Below are 22,946 nucleotides of genomic sequence, written 5' to 3' on the forward strand. Positions count from 1 at the left end.
TCCGATCAGCTAAAATCGCTCGTATGATATTGGCTGATCGGACAACCCTGCGGTGACCTCGCTGCGGCACGTGCTGGCGACGCTCGGCGAGCCGCTCGTCGAGGTCGTCGTGGCGCCGCACGGCCTGGGCGTCCCGGTCTCCGACGTCGTGATCCTCGACCCCGAGGATCCCCTGGAAGCGTCCCCCGGCGACCTGGTGCTGGTGATCGGCGCCCGCGGCCGGGCGGCGGCCCCGGCCATCCGCGCGGCCGGGCGCGGCGGCGCGGCCGCGGTGGCGGTCAAGGGCGCGACGGGCGCCGACGTCGCCGCCGACGCGGGCGTCGCGCTGCTCACGGTCGGTGCGGAGGCGCGCTGGGAGCAGGTGGAATCGCTGGCCCGCGGGGTCGTCGAAGCGGCCCGCGCGGGCGGCGAAGCGGCGAGCGGCGAGGTCCTCGGCGACCTGTTCGCTCTGGCCCAGACGATCGCGACGCTCACCGGCGGCCTGGTCAGCATCGAGGACACGGCGAACCGCGTGCTCGCGTACTCCCGGGCGGGCGACGAGGTCGACGAGCTGCGGCGGCTGTCGATCCTCGGCCGCGAAGGCCCGGAGCGCTACCTCGCGATGCTCCGCGAATGGGGCGTCTACCAGCGGCTTCGCGCCGGCGAAGGGATCGTCCGGATCGACGAGCGGCCCGAGCTCGGCATCCGGCGCCGCATCGCGGCGGGCATCCACGCGGGCAAGCAGCCGCTCGGCACGATCTGGGTCCAGGAGGGCGCCCAGCCGCTCACCGAACGGGCCGAGACGGCGCTGCTCGGGGCGAGCCGCACCCTGGCGCCGCAGCTGATCCGCGCGCGCACGCTGCCGAGCCCGGAGCTGCGGCTGCGCGAAGACCTCCTGGCGAGCCTGCTCGAGGGGCGTCTCGACGCCGAATCCGTCGCCGACGACATCGGCGCGGACCCCGCGCGCCCGGCGCAGGTGCTGGCGTTTTCCCTGGAACGATCCGGCAACCGTCAGCTGCGGCGCGCCGAGCTGGTCCACCTGATCGCCGTCCACACGGCGGCCTACCGGCGCAGCGCACTGGTGAGCGTGATCGGCGGCCGCGTCTACGCGCTGCTGCCGGACCTGCCCGAGCACTCGGACGCGGCGGTTTTGGCGCTGGCCCGCGAAATCGCCGCGACGGCCCGCCGCCACCTGGACGTCCCGGTCCGCGCGGCCCTCGGCGGCATCGTGTCCCGGCTGTCGGAGGCGGCGGCGTCCCGCGGCGACGCCGACCGCGTGCTGGCGGCGATGACGCGCGGGCACTGGGCCGCCGACGTCGCCTCGCTGGCCGACGTCCGCGCCGAGGTGCTGCTCTCGGAGGTGCTGGCCTACCTGGGCGAACAGCCGCGCATCCGCGACCCGAGGCTGACGGCGCTGGTGGAGCACGACGCCGAGCACGGCGGCATCCTGGTCCCGGCGGTCCTGGCCTGGCTGAACACCTTCGGCGACGTCCGGGCGGCGGCCCGGGTGCTGAACATCCACCCGAACACGGTCCGGTACCGGGTCCGCCGCGCGGCCGAGGTGTCCGGTGTGGACTTCGACGACCCGGCGCAGCGCCTGTTGACCCAGCTGCAGCTGCGGCTCTGATCCTGCTAGCTTCGCGCGCGTGAATCTCTTCTCGCGCACGTGGGCGGCGTTGCGCGCCGCAGTCGCTTCCCTTCCCGACACGGACTTCGAGAAGCCGTCCGGCTGCCGGGGCTGGCTGGTTCGGGACGTGGTGTGCCACCTGGTGATCGACGCGCAGGACGTGCTGATCACCCTGGCGACCCCGGCTTCCTCGGCTTTGACGCACAACGCGATCACGTACTGGGCGGTGTCTTCCGAGCCACCGACGGGCGACGACCCGCTGTCGGCGCTGATCGTCCGCCTGGCGGCGGCGTACGAGGACCCGGCGCTGCTGAAGTTCCACCTGGACGACGTGGGGTCGGCAGCGGGCCGCGCGGCGGACCTGGTGGACCCGGGAGAGCGGGTGTCGACGCAGGAGATGGTCCTGACGGCGGGCGACTACCTCTCGGCGTACGTGCTGGAGTGGACGTTGCACCACCTGGACCTGGTGGCGCACGTGCCTTCGGTGGCCGGGCCGCCGGCCGACGGCCTGGCGCGGACGCGGTCGATGCTGGAGCAGATCGCGGGAGCGGAGTTCCCGTCGTCGATGCCGGACGAGGACGTCCTGCGGGTGGCGACCGGCCGTCGCGCACCGACCGAGGCGGAGACGGCGTCCCTGGGCGACCTGGCCGGGCGGCTGCCGCTGGTCCTCGGGTGATCGTCTGGCTGAACGGCACGTTCGGCGCGGGCAAGACGACGACCGCGGCCGAGCTGGCCGGCCTGCTGGACGCCCGGACGTTCGACACGGAGTTCGTCGGCTACCTGCTGCGCACGGCGTTCCCGGAGCACGAGGGCGACTTCCAGCACCTGCCGCTGTGGCGGCCGCTGGTCGTCGAGAACACGGTGCGGGTGCACGACCACGCCGGCACGCTGGTCGTCCCGCAGACCATCCTCGTCGAGGCGTACGCGCGGGAGATCTTCGACGGACTGGCCGTGCGCGGTGTCCCGGCCGCGCACTTCGTCCTGCACGCCGAGCCGGCCGAACTGCGCCGCCGGATCGACGCCTCCGCCGACACCGCGGCCCGGCCGTGGCGGCTCGACCACGTCGACCGCTACGGCGAGGCCCTGCCGTGGCTGCGCCGGTCGGCGACGCTGGTGCCCACGGACGGGCGGACGCCGGCCGTGGTGGCACGCGACATCGCCGGACGGGTCCGGGACCGGACGACCCCGGACCCTCCTCCGGCTACGCCTTCACCAGGCTGAACCGGCGCCGCTCCACGTCGATCTGCTCGATGCGGACCGGCAGCCGGGTCCCGGCCGGCGGCACCACGTCCGTCACCAGGAACCCGTGGATGCCGTCCGCGACTTCGACGAACGCGCCGAACGGCAGCACCCGGGTCACGACGCCGTCGAGGACACCGCCCTCGGCGTGGGCCGCGACGAACTCCGGCCACTGGGTCATGCGATTCACCTCCCTTCCGCGCACGTCCCGATCAGGGCGACACGTGCGAGGAGGCGGCGGCCCACGGGGCCGCCCGGAGGTCACGGCACAGCCGGATACCCCGTCTGCTCACGGCTCGAGGCCGACCCGGCAGTCACCCGGAAATCGTATCACCGGGATACGCCACCGAAATTCCTTGACGTGATATCTCCGAATCAGGAAACAGCCTCACGCAGTTCGGCCGATCGGGCCAGTGCGGCGAAGGAATCGAACCGCGCGGATTGGTCGTAGGCGGCGGTTGTCGCGAGGATTTCGTCGGCGCCGGTGAGCGCGACCAACCGTCCCAGCCGATCCTCGACTTCGGACGGCGTCCCCGCGATCTGACCGTCCACAGTCTCCTCGAGCCGCCGGCGCTCGCGGTCGGTCATCGGCGCCGCGAGGACGTCGCCGGGCGGGTCCAGGGGCGGGAAGACGCCGTGGGAGCGCGAATACACCGTCGCCCAGGCTTCCGAGACGAGCAGGCGGCGCGCGTCCGCCGCCGAGTCCGCCACCGCGATCGCCGTCGACACCACCACGTACGGCCCCCGCGCCCACCCGGACGGCCGGAACCCGTTCCGGTAGCGCGTCACCGCCTCGGCCAAGGCCTGTTCACCGCGCACCGGAGCGATCACCAGCGGCAGCCCGAGCTCCGCGGCGAGGTCCGCACCGGACCCGGTGGCCAGCAGGAACGGCGGCACGCGCAGCCCCTCGGCAGGATAGGCGTGCACGCCCGGATAAGCGTGCTCCCCGGTGAAGAAGCCGAGCAGTTCACGGACCTGCGCGCCGAAGTCGCCGGCGGCCTCTTTGCCGTGTCCCAGCGCCGATCGGACGCCGCCGGTGAAGCCGACGGACCGGCCCAGCCCCATGTCGATCCGGCCCGGGTGAAGCGCTTCCAGCACGCCGAACTGCTCCGCCACGACCAGCGGCCGGTGGTTCGGCAGCATCACGCCCCCGGTCCCGACGCGGATCCGGCTCGTCGCACCCGCGACGGCGGCGGCCAGCACGGTCGGCGCGGACCCGGCGACGCCCGGCACGCTGTGGTGTTCGGACACCCAGAACCGGTGGTAGCCCAGCCGTTCGATGCCGGCGGCGAAGGCAACGGTGTCCCGCAGCGCCTGCGCGGGCCCGCGGTCGCGCCGCACGGGCGAACGGTCGAGCACGGAGAACAGCGTCACGCAGGGTGCAACGCCGGGCGTCCGGCGGGATTCCCGTCAGGGCCGCCAGCGCTCGCTGTACTCCGGGTGGTCGACGTAGGGCAGGGCCAGCAGGCGCAGCGTGAGACACCAGTTGGAGCCGGCCTCGTCGGCGGGCACGTGGCAGGTCTCACACCAGTATTCGCTGCCGTAGAGCGGAAACCCGGGCACCTTCTCCGACACCGTGGTGCGGTGGGCGAGCAGGATCCGCCGGGTCGCCTCGATCTCGTTGATCATCTGGTTGACCGCGTCGAGGTCCAGGTCGGTCAACCCGCGGATCTTCTGCTCCACGGCAACCTTGGTCTCGCCGCGGTTCATCGTGTCGCCGGCCTTCGCCTTGTTGACGGCCTGCATGATGAGCGCCTGCCGCGCACCCACCCGCGCCGCGAGGAAAGCGATCAGGTCGTCCACGAACGGCCTCCTTCCTCGAACCCGCTCCCCGATGGCCCCGGGGAGTCGTCGATTCGGGACCGCACGTTACGCCGTCGGAGACCAAGATCGTGACATCGAGATCGGCCGTGCAACATTTGTGACCCGAAAGGCGACAGCGGGCGCTTGCGCGATCACTCGCTGTTCTCGGGCCGGGCTTTGCTCGGCTGCACCCGCTTCGGTTCGCCCGGCATTTTCGGATAATCGGGAGGGTAAGGCAGATCACCGAGACCGTGATCACGCAAATCCCGCTCGTACCACTCCAGCGCCGTCTCCAGCCCGGACGGCGACTCGTCCATCGCCGCGTGCAGGTCGCCGTGCTTCTCCAGGAACGCCGGGATCGTCAGCACGTCGAAGTCGTCCGCGTCCACCTCGCCCAGCAGGTCCCACGTCAGCGGCGTCGACACCGTCGCGCGCGGCGTCCCGCGGACCGACCACGACGAAGCCACCGTCCGGTCGCGGGCGGCCTGGTTGTAGTCGAGGAACACGCGGCCGCCGCGCTCCTCCTTCCACCAGGAGATCGTCGCCTTCTCCGGGATCCGGCGGGTGACCTCGCGGCCCACCGCGATCACCGCGTGGCGGACCGCGACGAAGTCCTGGTCCGGGCGGATGCGGACCAGCACGTGCACCCCGCGGCCGCCCGAGGTCTTCGGCCAGCCCGTCAGGCCCGCGTCCGCCAGGACCTCGCGGACCACCATGGCCACTTCGACCGCGCCCGCGAAGCCGGCCCGGTCCGGCGGGTCGACGTCGATCCGGAGCTCGTCCGGGTGGTCGACGTCCGGGCGGCGGACCGGCCACGGGTGGAAGTCGAACGTGCCCAGGTTGGCCGCCCACGCGAACACCGCCGGCTCGGCCGGGCAGACTTCGGCGGCCGTGCGGCCCGACGGGAACGTGATCTCGGCGGTCGTCACCCACGGTGGCGCGCCCTTCGGCAGGCGCTTGGCGTAGAACCAGTCGCCCTCGACGCCGTCGACGTACCGCTTCAGCGTCGTCGGGCGCTCGCCGATCGCGCGCAGCAGGGGGCCGCCGACCGTGATGTAGTGCTCTACGACCTGCCGCTTCGTGATGCCGCGTTGGGGGAAGTACACCTTGTCGGGGCTGGTGACGCGGACCGTGCGCCCGCCCACCTCGTACTCGACCGGGTCACCGTGCTTGGGCATGCGGCCACGCTAGCGGTCACCGGACGTCTTGAATGACTCATTCAGGGCGTCGGACGTCCTGAATGAGTCATTCAAGACGCGCGAACCGGCCACGCCAGCGGTCCCGGACGCCCCCGGTAGGCTCGAACGGGTGTCCGGCCGCACCAAGCTGATCGTCGCGCTCACCGTGCTCGCCGTCTTCGCGGCGGCCGCGGTGCTGCTCCCGATCCCCGGTCCGGCCGACCTGCGGGCCTGGGCCGCCACCACCGGCCCCGCCACCCCGCTCGTGCTGTTCGTCGCGTACTCGCTGCTGACCGTGGCGCCCATCCCGCGGACGGTGTTCAACCTCGCCGCCGGCCTGCTCGTCGGCACCGCGGCCGGGATCGCGATCGGCCTGGCCGCCACCACCATCGCGGCCGGCCTCTCCTTCGGGCTGGCCCGCCTGCTCGGCCGCGACCTGGTCACCCGGCACCTGCACCGGTCCGCCGTGAAAACGGTCAACGACCGCCTTTCGGACGGTGGCGTCCTCGCCATCACGTCGCTGCGGTTGATCCCGGTGGTGCCGTTCGCGCCGTTCAGCTACCTCTGCGGGGTGTCCTCGGTGCGGCTCGCCCCGTACCTGGCCGGCACACTGCTCGGGAGCGTGCCCGGTACGGTCGCCGTGGTCTTCCTCGGTGACGCCCTGACCGGCGACACGCCGCCCGCGCTGCTCGCGTGTTACGGCGTCTTCGCGCTGGCCGGAGCAATCGGGCTGGTCAGGGTGTTCAAGAAGCGGGCACCGGCCGAACCGCGGCCCGCCGGACCGGCTGGCTGACGCGGACTCCCACCCGGCCGACCGCTACACTCGATCGGGTGCGCGAAGCGGTAACGCGCTGAGCAGGGCCACCACCACCGGGAATTTCGTCAGGAGCAGTCGCCATCGACACCGGTCAGCTGATCGCGGGGCACTACCGCCTCGTCGAGCACATTGGTAGCGGTGCCATGGGAGTCGTGTGGCGCGCGACCGACGTGCGCCTCGAGCGCGACGTCGCGATCAAGCAGATCCTCCCGCAGCCGGGCGTGTCGGAGACCGAACGCGACAACATGCGCCAGCGCGCGATGCGCGAGGCGAAGAACGCGGCCCGGTTCCAGCACCCGAACGCCATCGTGGTGTTCGACATCGCCGAGCACAACGGCGATCCGTGCCTGGTGATGGAGTACCTCGACGGACCCAGCCTCTCCACGATCCTCTCCGAGCAGGGCACGCTCCCGCTCGGCCGCATCGCCCGGATCGGCGAGCAGGTCGCGTCCGCGCTGGTGGCCGCCCACCGCGCCGGCATCGTGCACCGCGACGTCAAGCCGGGCAACATCCTCATCGACCAGACCGGCACCGCGAAGATCACCGACTTCGGCATCTCCCGCGCGGCCGGCGACATGACGCTGACGGCGACCGGCCTGATCGGCGGCACGCCCGCGTACCTGGCGCCTGAGCTGGCCCGCGGCGCCGACCCGGTGCCCAGTTCCGACGTCTTCGCCCTCGGCGCGACCCTCTACCAGGCGATCGAGGGCACCACGCCGTACGGCAACACGACCAACCAGCTCGCGCTGCTCTACGCGGCGGCGAACGGCCAGATCAACCCGCCGGTGCAGGCGGGCGGGGCCACCGCACTGCTGATGAGCCTGCTGCGCAGCGAGCCGGGCGAGCGGCCGAGCATGGCCGAGGCCCGCGAGCGGCTGGCCGCGCTGGCCCGCACCGAGCCCGGCGGCATGACGGCGTCACCGCCGCTGCTCTCCGGCGGCGCGGGCCGCAAGCCCGCCGCACCCGCGTCCGCCGACGACGGCGAGCGGCCGCCGTGGCAGCGCACCGCCGGCGCGGCGCCCTCGTCCCCGCCGGCCGGCACGCCCGCGCCCGCGAACAAGGCACCGGACAAGGCACCGAACAAGCCGCCGTCGAACCCGCCGCGCCCGACGGCGGCGTTCATGCCGATGCGGTCCCCGGCCGCCCCGCCGAACACCCCGCCCAGACCGATGCCCGCGGCCGCGCCGTCGGCCAGGGCTCCCCAGTACTCGTCGGGCACCCCGAAGCCGGACAACAAGCGCAAGTACGCGGTGTTCGCCGGCGCCGGCGCGGCGGTCGTCGTGATCGCGGTGATCGTGTTCCTGGTGCTGAACTCGGGCAACGGCGGTTCGGGCGGCAACCAGACCGCCCAGTCGCCGGGCAACCAGCCGACCACGGGCAAGACCTTGCCCAGCACCGGCCAGAGCAGCAACTCGAATGTGGCCGCCAAGCTGGGACAGACCCCGACCGAGAGCCGGGTCAGCAACTTCAGTTCGGCCGGCAAGATGGTCATCGACTACTTCGGCAACCCGGCGGCGCACTGGGACCAGCTGACCCCTGCCGCGCAGCAGGTCTACGGCAGCGAGCAGGCCTACCAGCAGTACTGGACCGACAACAAGGACTCGATCGGCCAGGTCAACACCGCGCACGCCGATTCGGGCGGCAACGAGAGCGACGGCTCGCTGATCATGAACGTCAACGTCGGCGGCAACCGCCGCGCCTACCGGCTGGTCATCATCGGCGGGCAGACCCTGATCGACGCCAGCACGAAGCTCGACGGCGCCGGTGCCGGCACGGGCAACTGAGACGTAACGCGCGTCCGGTGGGCTGAGCGGCGCCGATGGCCTACCGTGGTGGCATGGCCGACGACGGAGCTTCGCTGCCGGGCCAGAATCCTCGCTTCCACGAGGACCTGGTCGGCCTGGACCCGTACGACCCGGAGGCGCGCGCGTTCGCGGAGCACCTCGACCGCATCGAGCGGTGCGGCCCGAACTTCACCATCGAAGCCGCCCTCGACGGCGTCTCCGACTTCGCCGACTCCAGCAACCGGCTCGGCGGGCTGCGCTACTGGGTGGCCGCCCTCGTCGTCGTGCTCATCGTGCTCGGAGTGATCGTGGCCGCATGGGACATCGTCGTGCACGCCCTCGCCTGGCTCGCGGCGTAACGTGGATCGGGTGAAAGGTATGAAACCCGTTGTCGGCGCGACCCCACGGGTCGTGAAGTCCGAGCAGGAATGGCGGCAGCAGCTCAACCCCGACGAGTTCGCCGTGCTCCGCCAGGCGGGGACCGAACGGCCGTTCACCGGTGAGTACACCGACACCAAGACCACCGGCGTCTACGAGTGCCGCGCGTGCGGTGCCGAGCTGTTCCGCAGCGACACGAAGTTCGAGAGCCACTGCGGCTGGCCGTCGTTCTACGACCCGGCCGATTCGGACGCCGTGCTGCTGCGCGAGGACCGCGCGATGGGCATGAAGCGGATCGAGGTGCTCTGCGGCTCCTGCCACAGCCACCTCGGGCACGTCTTCGAAGGCGAGGGCTACCCGACCCCGACCGACCAGCGCTACTGCATCAACTCGATCTCGCTGAAATTGGTACCCCAGTCGTAAAACCCCCAGTCCTAAATCCTCCTTAAGCGTGCAACCCGCCGCCCTTCCTCGAACGTAGTCTCCGCACACGGACGAGGGAGGGCGGACTCATGACCGACACCTGGGGTATTCCCGGACCGGTGTTCGCGGGGCTCTACCTGGGGTTGCTGCTGCTGCCGGCGCTGGCCGCCGCGCTCCGGCTTCACGCCCTGCGGCGCGGCCGGGGCGGTGGCGCACCGGAGAAGGCCGAAGAGCTCGCGCTGCTCACCGGCGGCCGCGCCCGGGCCGGCGAATTCGTCGTCGCCCGGCTGCTGGAGCGCCAGATCATCCGGATGGACGGCACCGGCCGGGTGCACCGCGTCCGGGGTTCGGCACCGGACGACCTGGGCCGGGCCGCGCTCACGCGGATCGGCAAGACCGGCACCGCCGTGGACTCGGTGCGCCGCGAGGTGCGGCACCACCCGACGCTGGTCGCCCTGGAGAACGGGCTAATCGCCCGCGGCCTGCTCGTCGACGCCCGGAAAGTGCGCTCGACCTGGGTGATCGCCGCTGTCGCGTACTGGGCGCTGGTGGTGTTCGGCGTGGTCCGGCTGATCGCCGGCAGTTCCACCGGGCACCCGGTCGGCTACCTGCTGGGCCTGCTGGCGCTCGGCACGGTCGCCGCCGTCTTCGTGACGACCCGCGCCACGCGCACCCCGGAGGTCAAGGCCACCGCCGCCGGGCGGGCCGCGACCGGGGCCGCCGAGCTCGCCGGTGTGCTGACCGCCGGCCCGGCGGGTGCGGTCGCGGTCGGCGGGTTCGGCAGCCACCCCGACAAGGACGTCCGGCTGGCCGTCAGCCGCTCCTCGGTGGTCCCGGCCAGCACCGGTGCCCGCGCTCGCGGACGCCGGAGCCGGTGGGCGGCGGCCAGTGGCGGTGGGTTCGCCGGCTACTACGGCGGCAGCTCGTCCTCCTGCAGCAGCGGCGGGGGCGGCAGCTCGTGCGGCGGCGGGGGCGGCGGCTGCGGAGGGGGTGGCGGCGGGGGCTGCGGCGGTTGAAACGCCGACGCGAGCGCGTGCGTCTCACAGCTACGGTAACCGCGACACACTGAGGGGAGACGGGCGATGACCGACCCGTGGGGCATTTCCGGTCCGGATTTCGTGGTCCTCTACATCGCGTTGCTCGGCGCGGTCCTGCTGATCAGGGTCGTCGTGTCCGGTGTCGTGAGCAGCCGGGCGCTGCGGGCGGACGCCGTCACGCCCGGTCCGCCGCCGACCGTCTACCAGCTCGCCTTCCTCGCCGGCGGCCCCGACCGGGCCGTCGACGCGGCGATCGCGGCCCTGGTCGAGCGCGGGCAGCTGCGCGTCAACAGCTACAAGCAGGTCAGCCAGGCCGGGACGCGGCCGGCCGAGCCGCTGGAGCAGGCGATCTTCGACTCGGCGCAGCTGAAGACGACAGCGACGCTGCGGGCGTACGGCCGCCGGTCGGCGGCGATGCGGGCCCTCGAGGAGGGCCTCGACCAGCGCGGGCTGCTGACGTCGGCGGCGGCCAAGCGGCAGGCGCGGACGTTCGGTCTCCTCCTGCAGCTGGCCGTGCTGGCGCTCGGCGTGGTCCGGCTGGTCAACGGCATCTCGCTCGGCCGCCCGGTCGGGATCCTGGTGTTCCTGGTGATCGTCGCGGCGGTGCTGGCGATCGTGGCGGCGGTCCGCCGGTCGAAGACGGGCGCCCGGCAGCCGTCGGCCGCGGGGCACCGCCTGCTCGGCCAGGCCCGGGCCGCGGCAAGCGGGCCGGTCCCGGCCGGCATGCTGGCCGGCGGCGTCCTGCTCGGCGGCGCCGCGGCCGCGGTGGCACTGGGCGGCTGGGGGATGTACCCGGACGAGGAGCTGAGCGCGGCACTGGCCCCGCCGATGACGTACGGCGGCGGCTCGTCCGGGTCGTCCGGGTCGTCGTGCAGCAGCGGCTCGTCGTGCTCGAGCTCGTCGTGCAGCAGCGGGTCATCGTGCGGTTCGTCGTGCGGCGGCGGAGGGGGTTGCGGTGGGTGAACTGGGCATCGGGATCGGCTGGCGGCACGAGCTGGACCTGTCGATCGCGCGGCTGCCGGGCGTGGACTGGGTCGAGGTCGTCGCCGAGAACCTGCACGCCGACCACCTGCCGGAGACGCTGGTGGCGCTGCGCAAGCGGGGCCTGCCGGTGCTGCCGCACGCGGTCTCGCTGTCCCTCGGCGGGGCCGAGCCCCTGGACACCGGCCGCGTCCAGCACCTCGCGGAGATCGCGCGGGCCCTGGACGCGCCGCTGGTCAGCGACCACGTGTGCTTCGTCCGCGCGGGCGGGCTCGACTCGGGACACCTCATGCCGCTGCCCCGCACCCGCGAGGCCCTGGACGTGCTGGTGGCGAACATGCGGCTCGCCCAGTCCATCGTGGACGTGCCGTTCGCGCTGGAGAACATCGCCGCGGTGCTCGACTGGCCGGACGCCGAGCTGACCGAGGAGCAGTTCCTCACCGAGCTGACCGAGCGGACGGACTGCCGGCTGATCATCGACGTCGCCAACCTGTACGCCAACGCGCGCAACATCGGCACGGACCCGGTGGCGTTCCTGGACGGAATCCCCTGGGAGAGGCTGGCGTACGTGCACATGGCGGGGGGCGTCGAGCGCGACGGCGTCTACCACGACACGCACGCGCACCCGGTGCTGCCGGAGGTGCTGGCGTTGCTGACGGAGCTGCGCCGCCGCACGGACCCGCCGGGCGTGCTGCTGGAGCGCGACGACGACTACCCGACCGACGACGAGCTGGCGGCGGAGCTCTCGGCCCTGCGGACGGCGGTGACGGGGTGAGCCGCGAGGAACTGGCTCGCCGCCAGGCGGAGCTGCTGCACGCGTTGCTGGCCGGCGGCCCGGCACCGGCGGGTTTCGACCCGGCCCGGCTGAAGGTGGAGGCCCAGGTGCTGCGGCGCAAGCATGGGCGGGTGCTGGCCTATCAGCGGCCCGAGCTGGCGGAGGCGCTGGGTGAGCGGTACGGGCCGCTGTTCGCGCAGTTCACCGCGGCCCGGCCCAAGAAGGCGGCCGAGCGCTCGGGGGCGTACGCGGACGAGTTCGTGACGTGGCTGATCGAGGGTGGCCACCTGCCGAAGCCGAAGCGGCGGCTGGTGGACCGCCTCCGGCGCCGGTGATCCACAATCCCGCCTGGGTGTGGACAACCCGGCTCTGACCAGGGTTTTGTCGGCCGCTGCCGGTAGACTGGAACCGGGGCCGGCCCCCCAAGGGTGGGCGGGCGCTCGCTCACCCGGCAGCGCAGCCCAGCTCAGCCAACGTCTTGAATGACTCATTCAGGACCTCCGAAGCCCTGAATGACTCATTCAAGACACCGCGGCCACACCAGCGCCGCCGAAACCCGCCCCCTCGGGCCCCTCGACTTTGCCGGAAACCTGGCCCCCAAGGGTGGGCGAGTGCCGCGTCAGGGCGTCCAAGTCGGTTTGTCGACTCCGGGCTCCCGCGTCCCGAACTCCCAGTACGGTTCCGCACCCGGCAGCCCGCCGGCCATCCGCACCCGCGTCAGCCGTCCGTAGCCGCTGTCCGCTTTCTCCAGCAGGTCCGCGTAGTCGACGTCGGCCGCCGTGGAGTCCTTGCGGCCCAACGAATCCAGCCAGCGGCCCGTGCCCGCCAGGGACAGCCGGGCCCGCCAGGTGCCGCCGTCCACCACCTGGCGCCGCAGCGCCGTCATCACCGCCGCCGCCGCGAGCCAGCCCGTGGCGTGGTCCAGCGCCTGGACCGGCAGCGGTGCCGGCTCTTCGGCACCCCAGGCCAGGCCGCTCGACATCTGGACCAGGCTGTCGAACCCGCGACGCCGGGCCCACGGGCCCTCCCAGCCGTATGCGCTCAGGTCCGCGATCACCAGGCCCGGCCGCAGCTCGGCCAGCTCCGCCGGCCCGAAGCCGATGCGCTCCAGGGCCCCCGGGCGGAACGACTGCACCAGCACGTCGGCCCGGCTGATCAGCTTCTTCAGCCGCGCGCGGCCGCCCTCGGTGTCCAGTGCGACGAACGTCGAGCGCTTGCCCTGGTTCGTGTCCCGCACCAGCGCCTCGACCCGCGGCAGGTGCGCCGCGCCGACGTGCAGCACGTCGGCGCCGTGCGCGGCCAGGACCCGGCCGGCCACCGGCCCGGCGAGCACGTGCGTCAGCTCCAGGATCCGGATGCCGCCCAGCGGCCGGTCCGAGTAGAACAACGTCCGCTTCGGCGCTTCGCCGATCGGAGTCAGGTCCACCAGCGGCAGCTCGGCCACCGCCCGGCCCTGCGGGTGGGCGGCCCAGTCCTCGGGCGATCGCAGCTCGGCCGCCGCTCCCCCGGCCGACACGACGGCGTGCTCCACCTCGCGGGCCCCACGTCCGGAGACCGCCTTTTCGACGGCGGCCCGGGTCCCGGGCACGCCCAGGCCCCAGCACACCGCCGCTTCGTGCCGCGGGTAGTTGGCGTGCAGGCGCACCCAGCCGTCGGCCGTGCGGTAGTCGCCCGACAGCGGTGCCCAGACGGACTCCGCGCCGACGCCGTCCACCCGCAGCAGTTGCTCGCTCCGGAACGCCGCCGCCGCGTGCCGGGTGTCCGCCGTGACCACGCCCGGCTCGATCTCGCGCAGCTTCAGCATTTCGGCCGCCGCCAACGTCGCCGCGGCCACGGACGCCGTGGCGGCCGCCGCCACCCGGTACGGGCCGGGCAGCACGTCTTCGGCGCCGGTCAGCTCGAATGCTCCGGGCGGAGACTCCGTGAGGGCGTCCCAGACGCCCGCCACCAGCTCGCGCACTACGGGAGCGCCGCGACGAGCTCGGCGGGCGGCACCCGGGTGCCGGTGTAGAACGGGATCTCCTCGCGCACGTGCAGCCGCGCCTCGGTGCCGCGCAGGTGCCGCATGAGGTCGACGATCCGGTGCAGCTCGTCGGCCTCGAAGGCGAGGATCCACTCGTAGTCGCCCAGTGCGAACGACGCGACGGTGTTCGCGCGGACGTCCGGGTAGTCGCGGGCTTCCTTGCCGTGGTCGGCGAGCATCTTGCGGCGGTCGGCGTCCGGCAGCAGGTACCACTCGTAGGACCGCACGAACGGGTAGACGCAGATGAACTTGCGGGCCTCTTCGCCGGCCAGGAAGGCCGGGATGTGGCTCTTGTTGAACTCGGCGGGCCGGTGCAGCGCGGTCTGGCTCCAGACCGGCGTCGACGCGCGGCCCAGCGGCGTCCGGCGGAACCCGGTGTAGGCGGCCTGGACCTGCTCGATCTCCTCGGCGTGCCACCAGATCATGAAGTCGGCGTCGGCGCGCAGCGCGGAGAGGTCGTAGACACCCCGCACGGTGACGCCCTTGGCCTCGAGGCCGTCGAGGTACTCGGCGGTCTCCCGGCCGGCGGTCCCGCGGTCCTCACCCAGCCGGCCCGGCTCGATCCGGAAGACCGACCAGGTGGTGTAGCGGATGGTGTCGTTGAGCTCGTTGTAGTTGACCCGCGCCATGAGTCCATCCTGTCACCGCGGCGGAACCGCTGCCGCCACGGGTCGGGTGAGCACCCTCACGCCGTCAGGTGGGCCGCGATCCGTTGCGCCGCCGCCTCCGCGGTGGCCACGCACGCCGGCAGCCCGACCCCGTGCAGCGTCGCCCCGGCGATCGCCAGCCCCGGCACTTCCGCCACGGCCTTCTCGATCCGCTCGACGCGGTCGAGGTGCCCGGTGCCGTACTGCGGCAGCCCGCCGCCCCACCGCGTCACCAGCGTCTCGATCGGCGCCGCCGTCACGCCCGTCAGCCGGGCGAGGTCGTCGCGGACCACGCGGACCAGCTCGACGTCGTCGAACTGCAGCGCGCCCGGCTCGCCGAACCGGCCGACCGACCCGCGGACCAGGACCGGGCCGGTGCCGTAGTGCGCCCACTTGCGCGAGGAGAAGGTGAACGCCTTCGACGCGTACGGCACGCCCGAAGCGTCCCGTTCGCCCTGGCCGATCAGGATCCCCGACGCCTCGGGCAGCGCGGTGCCGGGCGGCAGCGCCAGCGCGACCACGGCCATCGACGCCAGTTCGACCTCGCCGAAGGCCGCCGAAGCCGCCGGGACGACGTCGGTGAGCAGGCGGCGGGCCGACGGCGCGGGCACCGCGAGCACCACCGCGTCGGCTTCGGCGGTGTTGCCCGCCGGTGCGTGCGCGGTCGGCGCCGCGCCGATGCGCAGCCGCCAGCCGGCGTCGTGGCGCTCGATCTCGCACACCGGCAGGCCGGTCCGCAGTTCGGCGCCGGACGCCGTGGTGAGCCGGTCGATCACCGCGCCGAGGCCGCCCGGGACACTGCCGAACACCGGCGCCGTCGACGGGTTCGCCGGCAGCTGGGCGGCGGCCGCCGCGGTCAGCGAGCCCGCGCCCGCCGCCAGCGCGGCAGCCAGGCCGGGCATGGTCGCGCGCAGGCCGAGGCCGTCGGCCCCGCCCGCGTAGACGCCGCCGAGCAGCGGGTCGACCAGCCGGTCCACCAGTTCGTCGCCGAAGCGCTCGCGCAGCAGCGGCCCGAGCGGCACGTCCCCGCCCGGCAGCCGCAGCTCGGGCAGCGACGGCTCGGCCTCGACGGCGTGGCGCCCCGCCTCGGACAGCACGCCGGCCACCGACTCGGCGGACGCCGGCACGCCCATGACCGTGCCGGGCGGCAGCCCGGTGACGGCGCCGCCGGCGTGGATCTTCGCGCGGGCTTTCGTCGGGTGCACGACGTCGAGCCCGAGCTCGCGGACCAGCGCGAGCATTTCGGGGCGGCGGACGAGGAACGCCTCGGCGCCGACGTCGTAGGGCACGCCGGCGAGCTCGGCGGTGCGCAGCTTCCCGCCCGGTGCCGTCGTCTTCTCGAAGACGGTGATCTCGGCTTCCGGGCCGAGCAGCCGCCGCAGCCGGTACGCCGCGGTCAGCCCGGAAACGCCGCCGCCGACGACCGCGACGCGCTTCACAGCTCGTGCACCAGCCCGACCACGCGGGTCAGCACGTCGGGGTCGACTCCCGGCAGCACGCCGTGGCCCAGGTTGAAGATGTGGCCGTCGGCCGCCTTGCCCTCTTCGACGATCCGCCGGACCTCGGCTTCGAGCACCGGCCAGGAGGCGTGCAGCAGTGCCGGGTCGAGGTTGCCCTGCACGATCGCGCGTCCACCGAGGCGCCGCACGGCCTCGTCTAGGGGGATCCGCCAGTCGACGCCGACGACGTCCGCGCCCGCGTCGCGCATCGCGGCCAGCAGTTCGCCGGTGCCGACGCCGAAGTGGATCCGCGGCACGCCGTACTCCGCGACGCCCGCCAGCACCTTCGTCGAGTGGGGCAGGACGAACTCGCGGTAGTCCCGCTCGGACAGCGCCCCGGCCCAGGAGTCGAACAGCTGGACCGCGTCGACGCCGGCGTCGAGCTGCGCGCGCAGGAACGTCAGCGCGACGTCGGCCAGCCGGCCGGCCAGCTCGTGCCAGACGTCCGGCGACGAGTGCATCAGCGCCTTGGTGTGCTCGTGGTTGCGGCTGGGGCCGCCCTCGATGAGGTAGCTGGCCAGCGTGAACGGCGCGCCCGCGAAGCCGATCAGCGGGGTCCCGCCGAGCCGCTCGACCAGCAGCCGGACGCCGTCGGCGACCTTCGAGACCTGGTCGGGCTCGAGTTCCGGCAGCGCTTTCACGGCGGCGAGGTCGCGCACCGGCGCGGCGGCCACCGGGCCGGTGCCGGGCACGATGTCGATGTCGACGCCGGCCGCCTTGAGCGGCACCACGATGTCGCTGAAGAGGATCGCCGCGTCGACGCCGTGCCGGCGGACCGGCTGCAGGGTGATCTCGGCGAGCATTTCCGGGTCGAAACAGGCGTCGAGCATCGGCACGCCCTCGCGCAGCGCGCGGTACTCGGGCAGCGAGCGGCCGGCCTGGCGCATGAACCAGACGGGCGTGCGGGCCGGGCGTTCGCCGCGGGCGGCGGCCAGGAACGGGGCTTCGGGCAGCTCGCGGCGGCCGGACGAGGCGGCCTGGCGCGGCAGGGGCGTGGTCTGAGACATCGCGTCAATCGTGCCACGAGCCCGGGCGGGCCGTTCTCTCGGCGCGCCTGCGCCCGCAACAGGGCGTGCCCGCCCTAAAGTCGAAGCGTGACCGCGATGACGCCAGTGCCCGAACTCTTCCGCGAAGCAGTCGCGGCGCTGCAGTCCGTCCGGCCCCGCCGGGAGGTGCTGCTGGAGCCGATGCGCGCACCGCAGCGGCTCGCGCCGTGGTCGTACGCGGTCAGCTGCGAGGTGTCCGGGCCCGCCGACGTGCTCGCCTCGGGCCGGCTCGTGCTGCTGCACGACCCGGACGGCCAGGACGGCTGGGACGGCGTGCTGCGCCTCGTCATGTACGTACGCGCGGAGCTGGACCGGGAGCTGGCGACGGACCCGTTCCTGCCGGCGGTCGGCTGGTCGTGGCTGACCGACGCGCTGGAAGTGTCCGGGGCGAGCTGGAAGGCCCTCGGCGGCACGGTGACCGAGACGTCGTCGGCCCGCTTCGGCGACATCTCCGGACCCGCCCGCACCGACGATCTGGAACTGCGGGCGTCGTGGACGCCGACCGACGCCGGACTGCTGCCCCACGGGCAGGCCTTCTGCCAGGTGATGGCGAGCGTCGTGGGCCTGCCGCCGGTCGGGGTGACCCTCTTCGGGCAGCGCCAGGGCTCCTGACCCTGCCACAGCTGTCGTGAGTGGTAATTAGGGTTCTGGCGAACGGTCTTTTGCCGACCCACGTTGTCAGTAGGGCCAACTCACCGCCCGGAACGGCCAACTCACGCACCGGAACGGCCAACTCGCCGACGGTGTGGGTGAGTTGGCCGTTCCCGCGGGTGAGTTGGCCGTTCCGGTTGGTGAGTTGGCCGCCGGGGGCTGCCTGGGTGCGTTCCCGGCCGGCGCAGACGGCCGCCGCGCCGTAGGTAGCCAAGTGACCGTCGGCTCTAACCCGCCTTACCACTCACGACCCCAGCGGCTGTCCGGGCGATCTTCGGCAACGAATCGGCAACGGCCGGTCACTCGCGGCGGTCCCTGGATCGCCCTTTGTACGGATGTGAGCAAAATTCACCTCCGCTGAACACTGTTCACCTGCCTCTTGAGCCCTGAGACGCCGCCAGGCGGCCGGAACGGCCCGGATGATCCCCGGACACCCCCGGCAGCCCGCCATGGTCCGCGAGGGCGTTTCACGTCTCCTCGTTCGTGACTCCCCGCGGTCACGCACCGCTACAAGATCAAATCGCGGCCACGGCACTCACCGGCACCTCGAAACAGACACGGACAGTCACGGAGCCCGGCTTCGGCAGGCCCTCGCGGGGCCGCGCGGCGGAGTTGATCAAGCCCCGGCCGGAGCCACATTCCGAGGGTCGGGGGAGCCCATCCGGACCCTCGTCACTAGGCGCACCGGAAGCTGCACGGCTCATCTGCACGGCCATTTGGGCGCCGGTAACTCCTTTGCATCGTGTTCACTGGGCTATCCGTTAGCAACCGGCCGTGTACTAGCCCGATCGTGTTACTACGAACCCACTGAGTGACTGTTCGTTTGAGATAGATACCCATTCGATCCCCCCGCAACGGCCTCAGGGCCGCTACAGTGCCTTCGACGACACCACTTTCGGTCTAAAGCTGGCGCGGCTGAACGGCCGAAGGTCCCGGTGCCGGTCGGGGGGCACGACCGACTCCAGGGAGGTAGTGACGTGGCTACCGTCGGCATTTCTCAGGCCGTCCGATCCACGCCAGCCGGCGCGTTGCCGGCGAGCATGGTTCCGCACCCGCGGGAAGAGCTTTTTTCCGTGTTGGTGGTCGATGACCACCCGCTGTTGAGGGAGGCAATCGCAGCAAGACTCGCACAGATGGGTGCGGGTACCGTTCACGAAGCCGCCACGGTGGCCGAAGCGAGGGCGCGAGCACAGGCCACTGGGCCTTGTGACCTGGCGATCCTCGATCTCGGACTGCCGGACGGCAGCGGCATCGAGCTGGTTACGGAACTCCGTAGCCACGGGTGGCCGCGCGTGGTCGTACTCGCATCCTCGGACGACCCGTACGCGGTCCGCTCGGCCTTCCAGGCCGGGGCCCAGGCGTACCTGCTGAAGTCCGCGTCGCCGGTCGTCGTGACCGATGGCGTGCGGCGTGTGCTCGAGGGCGGCGTCTACGCCGACCCGAGCGTGGCTCCGGTGCTGGCCACCGGGACCCGCGTCGCGGGCACCGACAACACCCCGCGCGAGCTGTCCGCTCGTGAGGTGGAGGTGCTCCAGCTGGTCGCCGACGGGCAGTCCAACAAGGAGATCGGCGAGGAGCTTTCGCTCTCCGCCCTCACCGTCAAGTCCCACCTCTCCCGGATCGGGCGCAAGCTCGGCACGGGCGACCGGGCACAGATGGTGGCACTGGCCATGCGAGCCGGCGTCATCCGCTGACGAAAGCACACCTCCCTGCGGGGCGGGCGGACCAGGCGCGGTACGCCCGTCCCGTAGGGTCGTCAACCATGGGAAGCACTGAGGCCGAGGACACCGGGATGGAGATCGAGTCCACGGGCGGCCCTGTGCTGCTACGCGAACCCGCCGAGGGCACACCCCCGGTGATCACCGACGCTGCCGCGCTGGCCGAGGCCTGCGCGAAGCTCGCCGCGGGCTCCGGGGCGGTCGCCGTCGACACCGAACGCGCGTCCGGCTACCGGTACTGGCCCAAGGCCTACCTCGTGCAGCTGCGCCGCGAAGGTTCCGGCACGGTGCTGATCGACCCGATCGGCCTGACCGACGAAGACCTCGCCCCGCTGCGCGAAGTCCTGAATTCCCTGGAGTGGGTGCTGCACGCCGCCTCCCAGGATCTCCCCTGCCTCGCCGAGCTGGGCCTGCACCCGGCGACGCTGTTCGACACCGAGCTGGCCGGTCGGCTCGCGGGCTACGAACGCGTCGCGCTGGGCACGCTCGTCGAGCTGCTGCTGGGGTACACCCTCGAGAAGGGCCACAGCGCGGCCGACTGGTCGAAGCGGCCGCTGCCGGTCGACTGGCTGAACTACGCCGCCCTCGACGTCGAGCTGCTCGTCCAGCTGCGCGAAAAGCTGGAAGCGGAGCTGGGCGCCCAGGGCAAGCTGGAGTGGGCCCGGCAGGAGTTCGAGTTCGTGCGGACGGCCCCGCCGCCGCCCCCGCGGGCCGAGCCGTGGCGCCGGACGTCCGGCGTGCACAAGATCCGCAGCCCGCGCGGCCTCGCGGCGGTCCGCGAACTGTGGCAGGCGCGCGACGAGCTGGCCCGCAAACGCGACCGGGCACCGAGCCGCATCCTGCCGGACAGCGCGATCGTCAACGCGGTGACGGCGGATCCCAAGACGGTCGAGGAACTGCAGGCGCTGCCGGTGTTCAGCGGCCGCGTCCAGCGCAAGTACACGGCGAGCTGGCTCCGCCACTTGCAGACGGCGAAGGCGCTGCCGGCTTCCGAACTACCGTCGCCTTCGCAGCCGACGGACGGCCCGCCCCCGGTGAACCGCTGGGCGGACAAGGACCCCGACGCGGCGGCCCGCCTGTCGGCGGCCCGGGCGGCGTTGACGGCGATCGCGGAGGACCGCCGCCTGCCGGTGGAGAACCTGCTGCTGCCGGATCTGGTCCGCCGGACGTGCTGGCGGCCGCCGGCCGAGACGGACGAGGACTCGGTCGCGGAGGTTCTGCGCGCGGGTGGGGCCCGGCCGTGGCAGGTCGAGCTGACGGCGGCGGCGTTGAGCAAGGCGTTGCAGGCAGTGGCTTCCTGATTGGTACGGGCGCGGGTGACGGAAACTCCCGGTGTCCGGCACCCGATCGCCCGTCTTTGCAGCACCGGGATTGCAGCCACCGGCAAGAATACCCAGACCACCCGCCAGGCCGACCCGACCACCGGCCCGCCGGTCTGCCGCAGCAGTCGTGAGTGAGAAACAGTGTTCCAACACTGTTTCTCACTCACGACCGACGGTTGCGGCGCGGGCCTCGGCCAGCGCCGCGGCCGACTTGACCGTCTGTGGATGTCCCGCACCCAGCACGACCTCGAACCCCTCGACCGCGTACTCGTACGTCTCCACCGCCGCCGCCCACTCCTCGCGCCGGAACTGGACCCGGGCCACCGTCGCCAAGGCGTGCAGCAGGACCGGGTGTCCCGGCGGCAACGGCGCCGAATCCAGTGCCGCCCGCGCGTAGTGCTCCGCGTCCGCCAAGCGGTCCGTCTCCGCCAGCGCGAGAGCCAGCAGCACCCGCGCCTCCCACGTCAGCCGATCCTCCGGGCCCGGGTGGCGCAGCCGGGCCGTCACCACCGTCGACGCCTCCGCCGCCGCGTCCGCCGCCGCCCCGGCCAGCAGCAACCCGTACGCCAGCCACATCCGGGCCGCCTCCGGGTCCGCCGAGTCCGCGGCCCGCTGTTCGCGCGTCTGCTCGATCAGCGGGCCCGGGGCACCCAGCTCGGCCTGGATCGTCGCACGCACGAACCCGGCCTCCTCCGGTGAAACCGCGCAACGTCTGCTCGGCCTCGTCGAACCTCGCCAGCTTCACCTGGGCGCGGGCGATGTCGACCGTGCACTCCGTGCCGCCCAGGGCCCGGTAGGCGTCGATCGCCTGGACGTACCGGCCCGCGTCGAACAGCGCCGTCGCGATCGCGTACCCGCAGTGCGCCACGACATCGTGGTCCGGCCCGTGCACGTGCGCATACGCCGCGCGGACCGATGAGAACAGCTCCAGCGCTTCGTCCACCCGCCCGGTCTGCGAGCAGCGCGAGGCAATGAGGAACCAGGACGCCAGCGTCGCGTGGTGCCGCGCCCCGAACACGCGGATCTGGTCCGCGACCAGTGCGCGCAGCCAGGCCTCCGCAGCCGGGTCGCGCAGCTCCGCGAGCCGCTCGGCGACCTGCGCTCGCAGGTCGAGCGCCGTCAGGTCGTCCTGGCGGCGACGGCGCTGCAGCTTCGCGCTCAGCCAGGCGATCTCGCTCCGAAGCCGGTCCACGCTCATTCCGCGAGGACCGCCAGCAGCCGGTGCGCCTCCGCCCGCAGCTCGTCGGTCGGCTCGGGCGGTCCCACCAACCGGACCACCCCGTCGGCCCCTTCCCGCACGTGGGCCTCGACGTCCAGCGCCGGGTCGTCCCGGCGGATCACCGCGATGCTCTCCACCAACCCGAACACCAGGTCCGTCCGGATCGCGACGGCCGAAGGCGCCACTCCCGACGCCGCCACGAGCCGGCCGTACGCCGCCTTCAGCTCCGCGCGCTCGGTCCGGAACCGGGCCAGGTTCGGCGATCCCACCTCCGGCAGCAGGTACAACGCGCCGAGGTTGTGCCGGGCCCCGCCCAGCAGGCCGATGTCCGCGTACGCCAGCGCCCAGAGCCGGACCGCCGCCGGGGCCTCGCCGGCGACCAGGCGGGCCGCCAGGGCCAGGGACGGGCGGACCGTCTCCGCCAGCAGCGCGGCGAGAATGTCTTCCTTGGCCGGGAAGTGGTAGTAAAGCGACGCCTGGCGCAATCCCGCGCGTTCGGCGATCGCTCTGGTCGTCGTGGCCGCGTATCCGGCTCCGGTGAACAGCTCGCCCGCCGCCTCGAGCACCGCCTGGCGCGCGTCCGGCCGGTTCGCCGCCGCCCCGCTCGCCCTCGGCCTGCCGACTCCCGACCCTTTGCCCACGTGCGTGATCTTGCCAGGTCTTCGGCGACGACACGCGCACGGAGGTGCGGTTACGCCCGGATGTCGTCATTGACGCCGTGTCGATCCCCGCGTTAACCGCCCCCTAACACGGCGGAGATCATCGCGTCGCGGCGAAGACCTAATTTCTGTCAAGCGACA

Annotated in this window: 24 protein-coding genes and 1 pseudogene; 14 read left to right on the forward strand and 11 right to left on the reverse strand. The window is 72.9% G+C overall.

What is annotated here, in order from left to right:
- The first annotated feature begins 52 nt into the window (after positions 1 to 52).
- The 3 genes from ACLJQF_RS19890 to ACLJQF_RS19900 are packed head-to-tail and all read left to right on the forward strand — an operon-like array spanning position 53 to position 2,827.
- Positions 53 to 1,606: a PucR family transcriptional regulator gene (locus tag ACLJQF_RS19890; RefSeq protein WP_410610588.1), complete on the forward strand. Its 1,554-nt coding sequence runs from the start codon at positions 53 to 55 to the stop codon at positions 1,604 to 1,606.
- 19 nt (positions 1,607 to 1,625) lie between these two features.
- Positions 1,626 to 2,282, forward strand: coding sequence for a maleylpyruvate isomerase N-terminal domain-containing protein (locus tag ACLJQF_RS19895; RefSeq protein ID WP_410610590.1), 657 nt, complete (start codon positions 1,626 to 1,628; stop codon positions 2,280 to 2,282).
- Positions 2,279 to 2,827 (forward strand): AAA family ATPase, encoded by a 549-nt coding sequence (locus ACLJQF_RS19900; protein WP_410610592.1) that lies wholly within the window; start codon positions 2,279 to 2,281, stop codon positions 2,825 to 2,827. The genes ACLJQF_RS19895 and ACLJQF_RS19900 overlap by 4 nt, the downstream gene beginning before the upstream one ends.
- Here the strand turns inward: ACLJQF_RS19900 and ACLJQF_RS19905 are convergent.
- From ACLJQF_RS19905 to ACLJQF_RS19920, 4 genes are all read right to left on the reverse strand, one after another.
- A complete protein-coding gene (locus tag ACLJQF_RS19905; protein ID WP_410610594.1) occupies positions 2,808 to 3,026 on the reverse strand; it encodes a S1 RNA-binding domain-containing protein in 219 nt (72 codons plus the stop codon). The genes ACLJQF_RS19900 and ACLJQF_RS19905 overlap by 20 nt on opposite strands.
- A 194-nt stretch (positions 3,027 to 3,220) precedes the next feature.
- Entirely contained in the window at positions 3,221 to 4,219 is a 999-nt protein-coding gene (locus ACLJQF_RS19910; protein ID WP_410610595.1) for an LLM class flavin-dependent oxidoreductase, read from the reverse strand.
- A 36-nt stretch (positions 4,220 to 4,255) separates the two neighbouring features.
- A complete protein-coding gene (locus ACLJQF_RS19915; RefSeq protein ID WP_410610597.1) occupies positions 4,256 to 4,648 on the reverse strand; it encodes a DUF6221 family protein in 393 nt (130 codons plus the stop codon).
- 152 nt (positions 4,649 to 4,800) lie between these two features.
- Positions 4,801 to 5,826 (reverse strand): DNA polymerase domain-containing protein, encoded by a 1,026-nt coding sequence (locus ACLJQF_RS19920; protein WP_410610599.1) that lies wholly within the window; start codon positions 5,824 to 5,826, stop codon positions 4,801 to 4,803.
- A gap of 130 nt (positions 5,827 to 5,956) precedes the next feature.
- Between ACLJQF_RS19920 and ACLJQF_RS19925 the strand changes: the two genes are divergently transcribed.
- The 8 genes from ACLJQF_RS19925 to ACLJQF_RS19960 all read left to right on the forward strand — a co-directional run bounded on the left by ACLJQF_RS19925 (position 5,957) and on the right by ACLJQF_RS19960 (position 12,356).
- Positions 5,957 to 6,619 (forward strand): TVP38/TMEM64 family protein, encoded by a 663-nt coding sequence (locus ACLJQF_RS19925; protein WP_410610601.1) that lies wholly within the window; start codon positions 5,957 to 5,959, stop codon positions 6,617 to 6,619.
- Between the two features lie 119 nt (positions 6,620 to 6,738).
- Positions 6,739 to 8,427, forward strand: a complete 1,689-nt coding sequence (locus ACLJQF_RS19930; RefSeq protein WP_410610891.1) for a protein kinase domain-containing protein — start codon at positions 6,739 to 6,741, stop codon at positions 8,425 to 8,427.
- A gap of 53 nt (positions 8,428 to 8,480) precedes the next feature.
- Entirely contained in the window at positions 8,481 to 8,786 is a 306-nt protein-coding gene (locus ACLJQF_RS19935; protein ID WP_410610602.1) for a hypothetical protein, read from the forward strand.
- Positions 8,787 to 8,805: 19 nt separating this feature from the next.
- Positions 8,806 to 9,228: a peptide-methionine (R)-S-oxide reductase MsrB gene (gene msrB / locus ACLJQF_RS19940; protein ID WP_410610604.1), complete on the forward strand. Its 423-nt coding sequence runs from the start codon at positions 8,806 to 8,808 to the stop codon at positions 9,226 to 9,228.
- Between the two features lie 89 nt (positions 9,229 to 9,317).
- The gene (locus tag ACLJQF_RS19945) at positions 9,318 to 10,244 is read left to right on the forward strand and encodes a TIGR04222 domain-containing membrane protein (protein WP_410610606.1); all 927 of its coding nucleotides are present in this window, start codon (positions 9,318 to 9,320) and stop codon (positions 10,242 to 10,244) included.
- Positions 10,245 to 10,310: 66 nt separating this feature from the next.
- Complete coding sequence (locus ACLJQF_RS19950) at positions 10,311 to 11,228, forward strand: TIGR04222 domain-containing membrane protein (protein ID WP_410610608.1); 918 nt, start codon at positions 10,311 to 10,313, stop codon at positions 11,226 to 11,228.
- Positions 11,221 to 12,021: a DUF692 domain-containing protein gene (locus ACLJQF_RS19955; protein ID WP_410610609.1), complete on the forward strand. Its 801-nt coding sequence runs from the start codon at positions 11,221 to 11,223 to the stop codon at positions 12,019 to 12,021. Before ACLJQF_RS19950 ends, ACLJQF_RS19955 begins: the two co-directional genes overlap by 8 nt.
- Positions 12,018 to 12,356, forward strand: a complete 339-nt coding sequence (locus ACLJQF_RS19960; protein ID WP_410610611.1) for a hypothetical protein — start codon at positions 12,018 to 12,020, stop codon at positions 12,354 to 12,356. Before ACLJQF_RS19955 ends, ACLJQF_RS19960 begins: the two co-directional genes overlap by 4 nt.
- Positions 12,357 to 12,640: 284 nt before the next feature.
- Here the strand turns inward: ACLJQF_RS19960 and ACLJQF_RS19965 are convergent, their stop codons facing one another.
- From ACLJQF_RS19965 to hemE, 4 genes are read right to left on the reverse strand one after another with little or no spacing between them, the layout of a single operon-like run.
- The gene (locus ACLJQF_RS19965; protein ID WP_410610612.1) at positions 12,641 to 13,981 is read right to left on the reverse strand and encodes a CoA transferase; all 1,341 of its coding nucleotides are present in this window, start codon (positions 13,979 to 13,981) and stop codon (positions 12,641 to 12,643) included.
- A complete protein-coding gene (gene hemQ / locus ACLJQF_RS19970) occupies positions 13,981 to 14,673 on the reverse strand; it encodes a hydrogen peroxide-dependent heme synthase (RefSeq protein WP_410610614.1) in 693 nt (230 codons plus the stop codon). Before hemQ ends, ACLJQF_RS19965 begins: the two co-directional genes overlap by 1 nt.
- Before the next feature lie 56 nt (positions 14,674 to 14,729).
- Complete coding sequence (hemG, locus tag ACLJQF_RS19975) at positions 14,730 to 16,130, reverse strand: protoporphyrinogen oxidase (RefSeq protein WP_410610615.1); 1,401 nt, start codon at positions 16,128 to 16,130, stop codon at positions 14,730 to 14,732.
- Positions 16,127 to 17,197, reverse strand: a complete 1,071-nt coding sequence (hemE, locus tag ACLJQF_RS19980; RefSeq protein WP_410610616.1) for a uroporphyrinogen decarboxylase — start codon at positions 17,195 to 17,197, stop codon at positions 16,127 to 16,129. Before hemE ends, hemG begins: the two co-directional genes overlap by 4 nt.
- A gap of 87 nt (positions 17,198 to 17,284) precedes the next feature.
- Here hemE and ACLJQF_RS19985 point away from each other — a divergent pair, with 87 nt between their 5' ends.
- The 3 genes from ACLJQF_RS19985 (at position 17,285) to ACLJQF_RS19995 (ending at position 20,906) form a co-directional block, all read left to right on the forward strand.
- Complete coding sequence (locus ACLJQF_RS19985) at positions 17,285 to 17,848, forward strand: DUF3000 domain-containing protein (RefSeq protein WP_325155742.1); 564 nt, start codon at positions 17,285 to 17,287, stop codon at positions 17,846 to 17,848.
- Positions 17,849 to 18,864: 1,016 nt separating this feature from the next.
- Positions 18,865 to 19,581 (forward strand): response regulator, encoded by a 717-nt coding sequence (locus ACLJQF_RS19990; RefSeq protein ID WP_033261886.1) that lies wholly within the window; start codon positions 18,865 to 18,867, stop codon positions 19,579 to 19,581.
- Between the two features lie 98 nt (positions 19,582 to 19,679).
- The gene (locus ACLJQF_RS19995; RefSeq protein WP_410610893.1) at positions 19,680 to 20,906 is read left to right on the forward strand and encodes an HRDC domain-containing protein; all 1,227 of its coding nucleotides are present in this window, start codon (positions 19,680 to 19,682) and stop codon (positions 20,904 to 20,906) included.
- Positions 20,907 to 21,086: 180 nt separating this feature from the next.
- On the opposite strand, the gene ACLJQF_RS20000 is transcribed toward ACLJQF_RS19995, so the two are convergent.
- The 3 genes and pseudogenes from ACLJQF_RS20000 to ACLJQF_RS20010 form a co-directional block, all read right to left on the reverse strand.
- The gene (locus ACLJQF_RS20000) at positions 21,087 to 21,605 is read right to left on the reverse strand and encodes a hypothetical protein (protein ID WP_410610904.1); all 519 of its coding nucleotides are present in this window, start codon (positions 21,603 to 21,605) and stop codon (positions 21,087 to 21,089) included.
- A gap of 124 nt (positions 21,606 to 21,729) precedes the next feature.
- Positions 21,730 to 22,125: pseudogene (locus ACLJQF_RS20005) on the reverse strand (tetratricopeptide repeat protein); the annotation flags it as partial.
- Positions 22,122 to 22,787, reverse strand: coding sequence for a TetR/AcrR family transcriptional regulator (locus tag ACLJQF_RS20010; RefSeq protein WP_410610618.1), 666 nt, complete (start codon positions 22,785 to 22,787; stop codon positions 22,122 to 22,124). The pseudogene ACLJQF_RS20005 and the gene ACLJQF_RS20010, both read right to left, overlap by 4 nt.
- Between the last annotated feature and the right edge of the window lie 159 nt (positions 22,788 to 22,946).

This window comes from Amycolatopsis sp. lyj-109 (assembly GCF_046548995.1).
Classification (GTDB): Bacteria; Actinomycetota; Actinomycetes; order Mycobacteriales; family Pseudonocardiaceae; genus Amycolatopsis.

Excerpts from the sequence above, each read along its gene's own strand:
- ACLJQF_RS19950 (WP_410610608.1), top strand. The coding sequence starts at position 10,311 with ATGACCGACCCGTGGGGCATTTCCGGTCCGGATTTCGTGGTCCTCTAC.
- ACLJQF_RS19945 (WP_410610606.1), top strand. The coding sequence starts at position 9,318 with ATGACCGACACCTGGGGTATTCCCGGACCGGTGTTCGCGGGGCTCTAC.
- msrB (WP_410610604.1), top strand. The coding sequence starts at position 8,806 with ATGAAACCCGTTGTCGGCGCGACCCCACGGGTCGTGAAGTCCGAGCAG.
- ACLJQF_RS19905 (WP_410610594.1), bottom strand. The coding sequence starts at position 3,026 with ATGACCCAGTGGCCGGAGTTCGTCGCGGCCCACGCCGAGGGCGGTGTC.
- hemQ (WP_410610614.1), bottom strand. The coding sequence starts at position 14,673 with ATGGCGCGGGTCAACTACAACGAGCTCAACGACACCATCCGCTACACC.
- ACLJQF_RS19920 (WP_410610599.1), bottom strand. The coding sequence starts at position 5,826 with ATGCCCAAGCACGGTGACCCGGTCGAGTACGAGGTGGGCGGGCGCACG.
- hemE (WP_410610616.1), bottom strand. The coding sequence starts at position 17,197 with ATGTCTCAGACCACGCCCCTGCCGCGCCAGGCCGCCTCGTCCGGCCGC.
- ACLJQF_RS19995 (WP_410610893.1), top strand. The coding sequence starts at position 19,680 with ATGGAGATCGAGTCCACGGGCGGCCCTGTGCTGCTACGCGAACCCGCC.
- ACLJQF_RS19935 (WP_410610602.1), top strand. The coding sequence starts at position 8,481 with ATGGCCGACGACGGAGCTTCGCTGCCGGGCCAGAATCCTCGCTTCCAC.